The sequence below is a fragment of the Brevibacterium oceani genome (assembly GCF_013623835.1).
GTDB lineage: Bacteria > Actinomycetota > Actinomycetes > Actinomycetales > Brevibacteriaceae > Brevibacterium > Brevibacterium oceani.
Genome location: NZ_JABKDE010000002.1, coordinates 357,576 through 369,439 on the forward strand (window position 1 = coordinate 357,576; position 11,864 = coordinate 369,439).

An 11,864-nucleotide genomic window follows, 5' to 3' on the forward strand; every position below is an offset into this window, starting at 1 on the left:
TGGCCCTGCTCATCGAATCGGCCTCCCGTCTCGGTCCTTCTCCACCTGCTGCTGCTTCTTGGTCAGCTCCCGCATGCGGTCACGGACCCCCATCGCCGACTTGTGCGTCAGCGGCACGGTCGCGGCGTTGTGCTCACCGCGGGTGAGGTTCTCCTCGCGGTCGGCGATCGAGTAGGCCAGCGCCTGCTCGACGACTCCGGACGTCTCACGCACCTCGCGCAGCTCCGTCCGCATCTTCCGCATCAGCTCGTCCTGCGCCTGTGCTCCGGCCTCCAGCGCCTCCAGGCGCGCCACTGCCGCTCCCAGCAGCGGGTCGGCGGAGCGGAACAGCTCGGCCGAGCACTGGGTCGCGGGGTCGACGTCGAGACGGACGTCGAGCTGGGCGAGCAGGAACGCGGTGACGAGCGTCCCCTGGCTCACCCGCTCGCTGAAGTCACGCGCCGCGGCGTCGGCGACCCCGAGCTCGCGGACCGCCGCCGCCCGCAGCTTCTCGCGCAGCACGTCGACGACGCCGTCGGGCAGGGAGCGGATGTGCGGCTGCCGCCCGACCCCGCCGATGCGAAAGCCCGACGAGGGGAGCACGGCGGCGGCCTTGTCGGTGCCGCCCGAGCCGCCCTTCGTCGCCGCGGCCTGCACGGCATCCTGGTGGTCGGTCATCTGAAGCGCGACGGGAGGGTCCTCGTGCTCGACGGCGTCGTCGACAGTCGGCTCGTCCGGCTTCGCCACCGGCGACTCGTCCAGCTGCTCGTCGACCTCGACGGGATCGCTCATCTGCTCGGCCGCGTCAGCCGGTGCCTCCACGGCCTCGACGCCGGCCGGCTGGTCGCCGCCGGAGCCGCCGCGCTGGCCCTCGGGCCCCTCGCGGTCGTCGTCGTGCGCGTCGTCGTCTGCATCGGGCTCGACGTCGCTCTGCTCCTGCTCCAGGCGCTCGACGGCCTCGGTGCCGCCCTTCTTGTAGGCGTCGAGGAACGGCATCTCGGGGTCGAAGCCCCCGGCCGACTGCGCCTCCGCCTGCCCGAGCAGATCTGCGAAGTCCTGGCTCACGTCAGCTCACCGTCCTCGTCGTCGAGCAGGTAGTTCGAGCCGCGGGTCATGTTCAGCAGGCTGTCCAACCCGCTGGTGAGGACCCGCTCGAGGTTCGCGACGTTGCTCGAGAGCGCCTTCTGCTCGTCGACCAGCTGGTTGAGCCTGGCGATCTCGAGCGTCGGCAGCTCGTAGTCCTGGTTCTCCCGTCGGATCTTCTCGATCACGGCCTCCGCCACGTACTCGTTGACCGAGGGGAAGCCCCGTCGATCCGCCCAGTACTGCGCGTGCATCTTGTCGTCACCCGAGAGGCGCACGAACATCCCGGTGCGCTTGTCCGCGTTCGTCGACGCGGCCCGCTGCGGCGGATCCGCTACGACCTGCGATTCCTGCGCCATCGTCGTCATGGGTTCACCCGCTTTCGTCCCTTGTCATGATTCGACTCGTGTTCCAGGTCATTCTATCGTCTCTCGACTCTGCTTTGCGAGAGCCTGCGCGAATGGACCTTCGAGTCGGCATTGATGCGCTTGTCAAATGGCGCGTAGAGTCGTATCCACCCCGGGCTGGTGTCTGACTGGGGTGGCCCGTGGGGCCCCGGTGTCCCGATCTCCCCGGCCGGGGTCTCCACACGGTTCGCACGGTGATGCAGTGCAGAGGAACGGAGAAGGCCCCGGTGATCCCACCGGGGCCTTCTCTCGTGCGAGGATCACTCCTCCTCGTCGTCCTCCTCGTGGCCCGACTCGTCGACCGAGGTCGTGCAGTCGTTCATCTGACCGACGAACGACGGGGACTCCCAGATCTCGCGGTCGGCCTCGGGCAGGTGCTCGGCGATCGAGCCGGTGCCGATCTTCGGCCCTGAGGCAAGGAACTCCCGCGCCTCCTCGCTCATGTCCGCGTCGATGATCACGCCCGCCATGCAGCCGGCCGCCTCGGTGTAGACCTTCTCCTGCTTCTCGTCGATGGCGAAAGAAGTCAGGACCACCTTGAGTCCGGGTTCAAGCTGGCTGGCCAGGTCGACGCTCTGGTACTTCAGATCGATCGTCGGTTTGAGGCTCGGCTTGCCTTCCTCGTGCGCCGGCGGCTTCGCCGGGGCCTCATAGCTGGTCTTCTCGGCCTCGGCGTCCGCCCCCTTCGGCAGTACGGCGGCGTCGACGCAAGCGTCGAACTCGGTGCGAAGGCCAGGGGAGAGCAAGATCGCCGCGTCGTCGTCGAAGTCCTCTCGCAGCGAGTCGATAACCGCGCCCTGGTCGTCGCCGGACAGGTCGACGATCTCGGCCAGCGACTCCTCCGACATGCCCGCCTCGCGGACCGCGTCGACGAGGCACCCGCCTCCGTCGACGGCGTCGCCTTGCGCGCCCGGGAAGACCAGCGCGTCAAGTGCCTCGCCGAGCTCTGCGTCGGATACCTGGACCGACGTCGGGGTTGCATCGGCCTCGGGCTCGTCTCCGCCGGAACACGCGCTCAGTGCGAAGCCCAGGCCTACTGCCAGGAGCGCGGCCGGCAGGGCCGCCCTCCTTGTCGTCCGTGTCCTCATCGCCGCCATCTCTCCTCGTCGTGGCCTGACTCGTCCGACTCGTCTCGTCGAACGACTCGACTCGTCTTTCAGGATATCCTATCGAAGAAGATGCCGACTCGTCACTACATGGACGGGAGTGGTGGGTCCGGGAAGAGGTGCGGCGTGCTCGGGTGGTCGGTTGGCAGGGGATCGGCGGGGCCGACCCCGGGGGACTCCGTGGCACGAAGCCCCGTGTTGCCGTGCGCTGGGTGCGTGGGCGACGGGGGGGTCTGCCCTGCGGGGCTGGGTGACGCACAGGCGTCACCGGGATCCTCCGACAGATCAGAAGCTTCATCACTGAAAGGCCGACTCCCATGGCTACCACCTCCGCGCGCGCCGTCGCCGGCCTCGCCGCCTCGCTCATCGCCCTCGCCGGACTCACCGGCTGCTCGCAGCTGCAGAAGCTCGTCGACGAGAGCATTCCAGCAGGCAATCCGACGATCCAGGCTCCCGGTCCCGAGGACCCGGTCCCGGCCGATCAGCCCGAGGACGACTACTACACCATCGTCGGCACCGCCGAGCGCGAGCACGAGCCGGCTTCCGATGGCTCGGTGACCTACTGCGAGCTCGACGTGCTCGACCGGGCCACCTGCGCCTACGCCGAGCTGACCGGGCGCACCGCCGGCGACAGCGAGGGCATCGACTTCGACACCCCCGGCTGGACCGACAACACCGAGGTGACGATCCCGGCGCTGAAAGGAGTGGAGGGCTCGACGGACTACAACGGCTGGTTCTACAACCGCAGCCACCTCGTCGCCGACTCGCTCGGGGGCGCGGAGACGCCGGAGAACATGGTGACCGGCACTCGGACGCAGAACGTCGGATCCACCCAGGTCGACGGCCAGTACGCCGGCGGCATGGCCCACACCGAGCTGATCGCCCGCGACTACATCGACACGGGCGCTGCCGCGACGTGCCCGCTCTACTACGCAGCGACGCCGAACTACAGCGGCGACGACCTCGTGCCCCGCACGGTCACCGTCGACATCCAGAGCTGCGACAAGGCCGTCGACGAGCGCGTCGAGGTCTCCAACACCGCCAACGGCTTCGTCATCGACTACGCCACCGGCGCGTGGTCGACGATGAACTGACCCATCCCGAGGAGGGCCCGCCATGACCATCACCAGCGAGCCCGCCCCGACCAAGACGGGTGCCGTGGTGTTCACCAACCAGGACATGCTCGACGCCCTGCGCCGGCACGCCCGGGCTGACGGTGCTCTGCCGCGCAATCGCTACAGGGACCGACGCGCATCCGAGGAGCCGAGCGCGCACCTGTTCGAGCTGCGCTTCGGCACGTGGAACGCGGCCCTGGCCGCCGCCGGGCTGCGCTGCACCCCTCGCTCGCCCAGACGCGACGCCTGCGACCCGGCGTTCAGCCACGCCTCGATGCTCGACGCCATCCGCTCCGCGGCCGCCGACACGGGCTCGACGACCATCCGCGCCTACGAGGGCTGGCGAGAGGAGCTCGCCGATGCGCTGCTCGTCCCGAGCGCGCAGACCATCCGTGCCCGCTTCGGCGGATGGGCCTCCGCGGCCCATGCCGCATTCACCGACAGGGAGCCGCATTCTTGATCACAGGACAGGGACCTGAGCGGCCTCGAACCGAGTCTTCGGCCACGAGGTAGGCCTCACGACTGCTGGCACCGCGACTCGCGCAGTACTGCCGATCCGTTCGAAAGTCGATGCCCATTCCCGAAACGGGGTGTGCTTCGGCGCGATCCGTGAGCCCTTAACGGCATACAGGGACCGACGAAGCAACCTATCGGCGCGAGAGAGTCCGAGAGTGTCCCGCTCAGGGTGGCCCCAGGCCAAATCGCCTTTGCCATGCCTCTCCCATGACAACCAGGACTGCCCGCGCCTTGGATCGAACAGCAGCTTGTACTGCAGATGCTTGCCGTCTTCGTCCATCGGATGAAGGTGATTGCCGGCGCGGGGGTTCTGACCATGGGTCTCGGGCCCATCCACCGACCAAGTCGCCAACGCGGCGAAGACCCGCAGGCGATCCGACCCGTCGCGGTCGATTGGATCAAGCAGCGGCCGAGTGTGCATCACTGCGATGTTCTTCGTCGTCAACACCTCTTCGGCAACCGTGAACAGCGGACGAAGAACCTGCCTGTGCTCGATGATCCGCACCGCCGCCGCCATCCACACCTGGTCGAAGTGCCGGGCGAGCATCTCCTCCATCCAGGACACCACAGGCTCTTCGAACCTGTGCGAAATAGCGTCCCCGCATGGGCTGGCGAATTCGCTGCCCACCCAGGTGAACGCGCCGGGGCTCGCCTCGAGCAGCTCGGCAAAGGCATTCGCCGCCTGATGCAGCGGGGTCAATGTCTGGGGTCGGCCATCTTCATCCATCACTTAATTGTCCAGCACAACCGTCGTCGCTACCAGCAACCCCAAGGAGCTCGGCATGGCCGCCAGCCAGAACCTCACCGCCAACGGCAGGCCCGTGCCCAGCGGCTTCACCGGGACCCTGCGCGGGTTCCTCGACTTCCTCACCGAGCACGTCAGCGGCTACGGCGGCATGGCGGTCGGCGAGCCACAGCCCTGCGAGTGGAACCCGAACCGAGGCGACGTTGTGCGCATCGAGCTCGTCACCGGCGGCTACTCCGACGACGAGGCCCTGATGTCCCGCGTCAGGTCCTCGCTGTTCGGCTTCCGCTTCTGGGAGTCGACCCACCGGGGCGGCCTCTACGTCTACGAGGTGCCGCTCCGTGACCTGGAGTCGGATGTGGCCTTCGAATGGCTCGAGCCCGACAGCGACGCCTTCGAGACCCTCTACCGGGTCCGCTCGATCCGCCTCGACACGGGGCACGGCCGCACCGTGTTCTCGTCCCTCCACGGCGTCGAGCTCTCATTCTCCGAGCAGGACCGCGACATCCGCGATCCAGCAGCCGTCCTGTCGATCCGCCAGCTGCGCGACGACGAGGTCCCGGACATCCTGCGCCCGCGGGCCGCCGAGGCCCCGCCGCTGTGCGAGGGCGACATCGACGCCGAGCTCGACCGCCTCGGAATCGTGCTGCTCGGTCCCGAGGACCTCGCCCCGACCACCGCCACCGACGAGGAGACGCCATGACCATCGCCACCGCGCCCATCATCACCCCTGACGAGGCCCTCAACTGGACGTACGACGAGACCCTTGCCGGCGTCGTCGCCCTCCTCGCCGAGGAGACCGGCTGCCTGCCCGACGCCAACGCGACGCGCGGCGGGGACAGGGCCATCGGCTCCGACGGAGTCGGCAGCAACTGCGCCGAGGCCTTCGCCAACGACACCTTCGCCCTGCGCGACTACTGCTGGTGCGAAGGCGGCCTCCACCCGGAGGTCGTCGAGTGGGACACCGAGGACGACACGTACCTCGAGATGCCGCCCTCGGGCGGCACCAGCTCCGGCTGCCCGCTCAACTTCGAGCACTTCGCCTCCGGCGTCTCCGGCGAGTGGTACAAGACCCTCGGCCGCGACATGCGCTTCAACCGCATCGCCCGCCAGCACGAAGCCCTGGCGATCCTCAACGACTGCCTGCGGTCGCTGACCGTGCACCCAGGCAAGGAGCACTTCGCCCTGTTCCCGGCGGTCCGCCCCACCTTCCGCCTAGCCATGGGTTGGAGCGGAGAGAGCTCATGATCATCGAGACCAGCGTCGTCGCCTTCGTCGTCATCGACGCCTGGCGACGGCTCCGCCCGTCCCACGACACGAAGGATCGGTGATCGACGTGGTCGCACCAGACCTGTACTCCGGCTTCCTGCGCGCGTACCCGGGGTTCAAGCCCACCTGGAGCCGGACCTCGATAGAACGGGCCACGGACGACCTGCGCGCATGCGCCGAGGTCCTCGGTCCCAACGAACTGGGTCGGATCCTCGCCGATGTCGACCCCTCGGCCGACGTCGAGGACTTCTGGGAGGGCTGCGCCCGGATGGCTGCCTCGCAGCGGGCCGCGGCGAAGCGCGGAGGCCGGCTCAGGCTCGCCGAACGCGGCAGCTGGGACACCGAGAGCCTCGGCCGCCGGCTGGGACCCGTTCTCCGTCAGGAGACCGGTTTCCATGCCCGGGACGAGTTCATCGACCACCCTCTGCTGCAGCGCTTCGGCGGACGATCGATCGTCGCCGCAACCTCCTACGACCAGGACGTCGACGGCGACCTGGGACCCGAACTGATGGGCGAGCTCGTCGCGCTCCGCGACGCCGGGCACGCCGAGGCCGTCATCAAGCTCGCGGCGTCGAAGACCGGCATCGTGCGCGTCCGGCTTGCCGGGCGCTCCTCCGAGGAGATCCTCCACGACCTCCAGGACGACGAGTCCGGCCTCGGCTGGTCGCTCATCCATCTGGACGGCGTCCGCGACGCCTTTCGCATCCAGCCCGTCATCGACATGGCTCACGAGTACCGGTTCTTCGTCGTCGACGGCCTCGTCGTCGCCGGGGCCGGCTGCATCGAGGAGCACACGCCGTACGACCGGGACGAGGAGTTCACCATCACTCCCGACTCGTTCGTCACCGAGGCCCTCGTCTGCTGCCCGCGCAGCCTCTTCCCGCCCCGGCTCGACACCCGCACCCGCGAGGTGCGGGGGACCCTCGGGCGGGAGGGCACCCCGAGCGTGGTCCATCGCCCCGACGTCGTCGGTCGGCTGATGGCCGCCGCGACCGAGATGGTCGCCTCGTGCCCGGGCACGTACGCCCTGGACCTGGCGATCGACCGCGACCGCGACCAGGTCGTCGTCGTCGAGCTCAACGGCATCACCAACGCCGGGCTCTACGCCGCCGATGCGGACCGAGTCCAGCTGGCCCTGGCCATGGCCTCGGACAAGGGCTACGGGCACCTCGACCGACCGGCCGACTGAGCCCGACCCACCAACCATCGCGCCGCCGATCTCCTCGTCCCCGTGACGACGGGATCGGCGGCGTCCTGCTGCCCTCACCGAAGGAGATGACCACCATGGTCACCAACGGACAGCTGTCGGCCATGACGCCTGAGAGGCGCACGGCCACCATCGCAGACCTCCCATCGTCCACTCGCCGCCGGCTGGCGCACCTCGCGTCCCTGGGTAGCGCCCACCGGGCGGAGAAAGCAGTCCGGCATCTCAATGCCGGCCGCCCGGCCTTCGCCCGCCGCGTGCTCGAAGAAGACGTCGCCCGCCTCGCCGGGCTGAGCGCCGAACTCACCGGCGACGACCAGAGCACCACCGACCACCCGACCCCCGCCGAGACCGCGTCGACCATCGACGCCTTGCTGGCCACCGTCGCCGAGACCGGCTACGTGGTGCAGCTGCTCGAAGGCCTGAGCGCCTACTCGGCCCGCCTCAAGAAGGACTTCCCCTCATGACCATCCTTGACCTGCCCATGACCACCCCCGTCGACGACTCCCCGGAGAACGGCGACCTCAGTCCCGAAGCGCTTCACAACCAAGAGTGGTGCGACCAGTGCTCCCACGAAGAGGTCCCGGACGACGACGTCGAGGCGGGCATGCCCCGCGACGTCGTGGACGTCTCGCTCGAGATCGATCCCGGCTGGGACGAGGCCTGGGGCCAGGGTCCGCAGTACGAGGTCACGCACCTCGCCTGCGGGCACACGCTCGCTCGGCTCTGCTGAGAGCCGGTGGCGACCGTGGCCGCGCCCCTGGGCCTCGGCCGCCTGTGCCCGCGCTGCGAGCACCCGGCCCTGGCCCGCACCGACGACACCGAATGGTTCTGCTTCTCCTGCGGCTTCCGCGAGGAGAGGGGAGAGGGGCACTCACGCGGCGCAGCCGCGTCGGGAGACCCCTGACATCCACTCACGAAGGGACTCTTCCCCATGTTCCCCATGACACCCGTCCAGAGCTGGACGCTGATTGCACTCCTGTTCATCGCCGTGATGCTCGTCATCTACGTCGCCATCCGGCTCGACGCCGACGACCGACGCCCCGAGCGCACCGCGGACAGCGTCGAGCGCGACCCGCTGGCCGACATCCCGGTGTGGATCCTCGACTTCGACGCCGAGGACGACACCCCGGCCACCTTCAACGCACGAGGGGACGCTCTATGATCCTCGCCTTCCTCGTGTGCTTCGGCATCGCCTGCGCGGTGTCCTACCTCGTCGCCGTCTCGAAGGACCGGCGGCGCTGACGACGCAAGGGTCGTTCCTTCGACGAAGCACAGCTCCGTCCGGGGGATCCCCTGCAAGGGAAGGGCGCATCCGCGCCTGACCCACGATCCCGAGCTCTGAGGCAGAGCATCCGGCGTTCACCCTGCGGCCGTTCGAATCGGCGACACCTCCCGCCACCCACGGGGCGGAGATCGGAGTGCGCAGGCTCTGGCGAGACGAAGGCCTGGGAGGCCTGGCGCACGGACGGCGAGGGTTCGACTCCCTCCGGGACCACTGACGCGAACGGTTCGACTCCGTAACGCAGGAGGCATGCGCCTGCGTACCTCTCCCTCGCGAGATCGAGGTCCCACGGGTGGGCGCGTCGCACTTCATCCAGCAATACCGAACGAAGGGCTCAGCCATGTGCATCACCGTTCACGACACCATCGACGAGACCATCCGTGAGCGCTTCGAGACCGTGCTGCCCGACGGCAGCGTCTCGGCGGCGTTCATCGACGGCGGCGGCCGCTCGGCGTTCATGCCCGGCCACGTCGATCCCCAGGACTTCGCCCAGGAGGTGGACGCGCTCATAGCACTGTCGACCGCGGCGGGGCTCGTCGACGAGGACACCCGCGTCCACGGACGGACCGTCCAGCCGCGCGGCGTGGTTACCCGGCACGCCCTGCCCACGATCGGGGCCGACGGCACCTTCGGACTCGACTGGAACACCGGGGCGGACTGGCACCCGGTCCGTGCGGACGACGCCGGTGCCGTGCCGGTCACCGTCTACGAGTTCTGACCGAGGAGGGCCCGTGCTCACCCTGATCATCACCTCCGCGGCGCTCATCGTCATCGCTGTGGCTGCCACCAGCAGGACCGGCCCGCCCACCGACTCCGACCGACTGGCCGAGCGGCGCGCGATGCGACGCGCCCGTCGGAGCTGATCCTGCACCCCAGACCGCCTCCGGTCCTCCGCGCATGCTGCGCGGCCCGCACCCCACGTCACACCGTGCGCAGAGCCGCAAGAAGCCACGGGGGATCGGAGGCCACCAACCGCCGATCCGGCCATGTGCCGTGACGGCATCCGGGGCCGTCGCGGCATCGCCCGCGGCGGCCCCAGCACGAACCCGACCACCGACGCACGAGAGGCACGATCGTCATGCTCATCACCTCCGCCGAGAAGCCCGACGTCACCATCGACTTCGGCTTCGTCACGATCTTCGGCACGCTCATCCACGACGACGTGGAGCGGGCTCTCTTCCTCCTCACCGAGGAGGGCTACGAGCACATCTCGACGAACCTGTCCGCCTACGACCTCGAGCCGAGCCCCGGCAACGTCTTCATCAAGGGCTGGTCCGAGCACACTGGGCTGACCACGAACCTGGTCGAACAGGGCCTGGTCCGCATCGTCAGCTCACTCAGCGTCGGTCCGTTCTCGGCCACCGCCTACGAGGTCGAGGTGACCCTGTGACCGACGACGAGGCCGAGACCGCCCGCCTGCAGCGGCGGAGCGTCGACGAGCTCGAATCCATCGAGGAACGCCTGCGCCGGCTCGCCGTCCTCGCCGAGGAGGGTCTGGACCTGCAGCGGAAACAAGCGGAGGAACTGAAGACGCAGAACCTCATCGCCTGCCTGTCCCTGGAGTCGCTGGGAGCCGAAGGGCGCAGCGCTCTGGAGCACGACATCCGCCGCCGTCTCGGCCTCTGAGCCGGGCACGGCCACCCATCGACCCCGGGAGGGCGAGCATCATGACCGTCATCCTCACCATCGTCCTCATCGCCTGGGCCGGCTGGCTCATCGCGCGGCACGCTCTGGCCCCGAAGCAGGCACAGACCGACGCCGAGGAGGCCTTCGTCCAGCGGCTCGAAGTCCGCTATCAGCATGCGCGCCGGATCGGCGACGTCGCCGGTGCCGATCAGCTCGAAGCCCAGCTGCGCGACATCAGGGCCTCAGGCCACGACAGCCCGCGGGCGTAGGTGCGCTCGGACGGTCAGGTGCGTGGGTGCAGGTCACGTCGGCGCAGCCGACGCGGACACAGCAGTGCAAGAGCACTGGAGGTCGACGGAGCCGACCCCTGGAGAAGAGCAGGAGCACTCGAACAGCGCAGCTGACGAGGAGCTCGACGACCACGGTCGTCCTATCGGCGAAGCCGATTCGGGGCAGGCCATGACAGACAACCGAATATCTCAACCCATCATCGCGCGCGGAGCAGACGGGCCCGTGCGCATCGTGCACAACGAGGAGAATCTCTCATGTCGAACCCCAACAACAACGGCAACGTCATCGGTCGACTCGCCGCCGATCCCAAGGTCTTCCCGAACCAGGACGGTTCGAGCAAGGTGCTGATCAGCGTCTACGCCGACAACAACTTCAAGTCGCGCGACGGCAAGTGGAACTCGCAGGCGATCCCGCTGGAGACCTTCGTCAACGCCGGCACCGACGTGGCGCGCACCCCGTACGGCTCCGCGCACGAGGGCGACATCGTGGCCGTGACCACGCACCTGGAGAACCAGAAGTTCCAGCGCGGCGGCCAGACCGTCTACGAGCTCAAGGCCATCGCCGACGACATCTGGTTCGTCGAGCCCAAGCACGTGCGCGACGCCCGCCGGGCCGCCAAGCTCGAGGCCGAGAACCAGAAGCTGCAGGCCCAGGCTCCCGCCCAGGGTCAGCCGGCTCCCGCTGCGGCTCCTGCTCCGCAGACCCAGCCCGCCCAGCAGCCGGTCGCCGCCGGCGCTGTCGGCGACGACGAGCCCCCGTTCTGATCCGTCAGGACGGCTGACCACGGTCGAACCGATGCCCGCCTGGGGTGGACCGCCCGACGCGACGCAGGTCGCAGGGATGGAAGCGCCCCCGTGGGCACGACACGGCCGCGACAACTGAATACGCACCGCCTGGATCCCCGGTCCGAGACGCCGACGTCGGCTCTCGGCCGGGGATCCGTCTTATCAGCGACCGACCCAGAGAAAGACCGCATGAGCACCGACACTGCCCCCGCCGAGACTCCCGACCACGACGCGGCGCTGCGCGCCGAGATCGCCGCGATCGTCACGGAAGTCGACGACCGCTGCGACGCCGAGACCATCGCCTCGGCCCTCGCGCAGAAGCTGCACCTGCACGCCTCCGAGGAGTTCGCGGTTCCCGCCAGCGGGACGCTGCCGACGACTCGGTTCCGCTCGATCACCGGGCGGCTCGACGTCGAGTGAGGCGCACCAACAGGTGAGCCTCGGACCCTCCGA

General features: G+C 69.1%; 20 protein-coding genes. 16 read left to right on the forward strand and 4 right to left on the reverse strand.

Going from position 1 to position 11,864, the window contains the following annotated elements:
• Positions 1–9: 9 nt before the first annotated feature.
• The 3 genes from HK401_RS04825 to HK401_RS04835 all read right to left on the reverse strand — a co-directional run bounded on the left by HK401_RS04825 (position 10) and on the right by HK401_RS04835 (position 2,557).
• The gene (locus HK401_RS04825; RefSeq protein WP_181273537.1) at positions 10–1,044 is read right to left on the reverse strand and encodes a replication-relaxation family protein; all 1,035 of its coding nucleotides are present in this window, start codon (positions 1,042–1,044) and stop codon (positions 10–12) included.
• Positions 1,041–1,430 carry a hypothetical protein gene (locus tag HK401_RS04830; RefSeq protein WP_219921719.1) on the reverse strand — a complete coding sequence of 130 codons (390 nt, stop codon included), beginning with the start codon at positions 1,428–1,430 and terminating at the stop codon, positions 1,041–1,043. Before HK401_RS04830 ends, HK401_RS04825 begins: the two co-directional genes overlap by 4 nt.
• Before the next feature lie 299 nt (positions 1,431–1,729).
• On the reverse strand, positions 1,730–2,557 hold the full coding sequence (locus HK401_RS04835; RefSeq protein ID WP_181273538.1) for a hypothetical protein: 828 nt from the start codon (positions 2,555–2,557) through the stop codon (positions 1,730–1,732).
• 335 nt (positions 2,558–2,892) lie between these two features.
• Here HK401_RS04835 and HK401_RS04840 point away from each other — a divergent pair, with 335 nt between their 5' ends.
• Positions 2,893–3,669 carry a DNA/RNA non-specific endonuclease gene (locus HK401_RS04840; protein ID WP_181273539.1) on the forward strand — a complete coding sequence of 259 codons (777 nt, stop codon included), beginning with the start codon at positions 2,893–2,895 and terminating at the stop codon, positions 3,667–3,669.
• A gap of 22 nt (positions 3,670–3,691) precedes the next feature.
• Entirely contained in the window at positions 3,692–4,150 is a 459-nt protein-coding gene (locus tag HK401_RS04845; RefSeq protein WP_181273540.1) for a homing endonuclease associated repeat-containing protein, read from the forward strand.
• Here HK401_RS04845 and HK401_RS04850 read toward each other — a convergent pair whose 3' ends face one another.
• Positions 4,151–4,933, reverse strand: a complete 783-nt coding sequence (locus HK401_RS04850) for a hypothetical protein (protein WP_181273541.1) — start codon at positions 4,931–4,933, stop codon at positions 4,151–4,153.
• A 55-nt stretch (positions 4,934–4,988) separates the two neighbouring features.
• Here HK401_RS04850 and HK401_RS04855 point away from each other — a divergent pair, with 55 nt between their 5' ends.
• The 14 genes from HK401_RS04855 (at position 4,989) to HK401_RS04915 (ending at position 11,831) form a co-directional block, all read left to right on the forward strand.
• Positions 4,989–5,654 carry a hypothetical protein gene (locus HK401_RS04855; protein WP_181273542.1) on the forward strand — a complete coding sequence of 222 codons (666 nt, stop codon included), beginning with the start codon at positions 4,989–4,991 and terminating at the stop codon, positions 5,652–5,654.
• Positions 5,651–6,199 carry a hypothetical protein gene (locus HK401_RS04860; RefSeq protein ID WP_181273543.1) on the forward strand — a complete coding sequence of 183 codons (549 nt, stop codon included), beginning with the start codon at positions 5,651–5,653 and terminating at the stop codon, positions 6,197–6,199. Before HK401_RS04855 ends, HK401_RS04860 begins: the two co-directional genes overlap by 4 nt.
• Positions 6,200–6,287: 88 nt before the next feature.
• Positions 6,288–7,409, forward strand: a complete 1,122-nt coding sequence (locus HK401_RS20990) for an ATP-grasp domain-containing protein (RefSeq protein WP_181273544.1) — start codon at positions 6,288–6,290, stop codon at positions 7,407–7,409.
• An 86-nt stretch (positions 7,410–7,495) separates the two neighbouring features.
• On the forward strand, positions 7,496–7,891 hold the full coding sequence (locus tag HK401_RS04870) for a hypothetical protein (protein WP_181273545.1): 396 nt from the start codon (positions 7,496–7,498) through the stop codon (positions 7,889–7,891).
• A complete protein-coding gene (locus HK401_RS04875) occupies positions 7,888–8,157 on the forward strand; it encodes a hypothetical protein (protein WP_181273546.1) in 270 nt (89 codons plus the stop codon). The genes HK401_RS04870 and HK401_RS04875 overlap by 4 nt, the downstream gene beginning before the upstream one ends.
• A 6-nt stretch (positions 8,158–8,163) precedes the next feature.
• Complete coding sequence (locus HK401_RS04880; RefSeq protein ID WP_181273547.1) at positions 8,164–8,331, forward strand: hypothetical protein; 168 nt, start codon at positions 8,164–8,166, stop codon at positions 8,329–8,331.
• A gap of 27 nt (positions 8,332–8,358) precedes the next feature.
• Complete coding sequence (locus HK401_RS04885) at positions 8,359–8,589, forward strand: hypothetical protein (RefSeq protein ID WP_181273548.1); 231 nt, start codon at positions 8,359–8,361, stop codon at positions 8,587–8,589.
• A 460-nt stretch (positions 8,590–9,049) separates the two neighbouring features.
• Positions 9,050–9,427: a hypothetical protein gene (locus HK401_RS04890; protein ID WP_181273549.1), complete on the forward strand. Its 378-nt coding sequence runs from the start codon at positions 9,050–9,052 to the stop codon at positions 9,425–9,427.
• 13 nt (positions 9,428–9,440) lie between these two features.
• Complete coding sequence (locus HK401_RS20610) at positions 9,441–9,572, forward strand: hypothetical protein (RefSeq protein ID WP_258234006.1); 132 nt, start codon at positions 9,441–9,443, stop codon at positions 9,570–9,572.
• A 215-nt stretch (positions 9,573–9,787) separates the two neighbouring features.
• Complete coding sequence (locus HK401_RS04895) at positions 9,788–10,099, forward strand: beta/alpha barrel domain-containing protein (RefSeq protein WP_181273550.1); 312 nt, start codon at positions 9,788–9,790, stop codon at positions 10,097–10,099.
• Positions 10,096–10,335, forward strand: coding sequence for a hypothetical protein (locus HK401_RS04900; RefSeq protein ID WP_181273551.1), 240 nt, complete (start codon positions 10,096–10,098; stop codon positions 10,333–10,335). Before HK401_RS04895 ends, HK401_RS04900 begins: the two co-directional genes overlap by 4 nt.
• Positions 10,336–10,376: 41 nt before the next feature.
• Positions 10,377–10,604 (forward strand): hypothetical protein, encoded by a 228-nt coding sequence (locus HK401_RS04905; protein WP_181273552.1) that lies wholly within the window; start codon positions 10,377–10,379, stop codon positions 10,602–10,604.
• Between the two features lie 276 nt (positions 10,605–10,880).
• Positions 10,881–11,390, forward strand: coding sequence for a single-stranded DNA-binding protein (locus tag HK401_RS04910; protein WP_181273553.1), 510 nt, complete (start codon positions 10,881–10,883; stop codon positions 11,388–11,390).
• A 210-nt stretch (positions 11,391–11,600) separates the two neighbouring features.
• Entirely contained in the window at positions 11,601–11,831 is a 231-nt protein-coding gene (locus HK401_RS04915) for a hypothetical protein (RefSeq protein ID WP_181273554.1), read from the forward strand.
• Positions 11,832–11,864 lie beyond the last annotated feature (33 nt).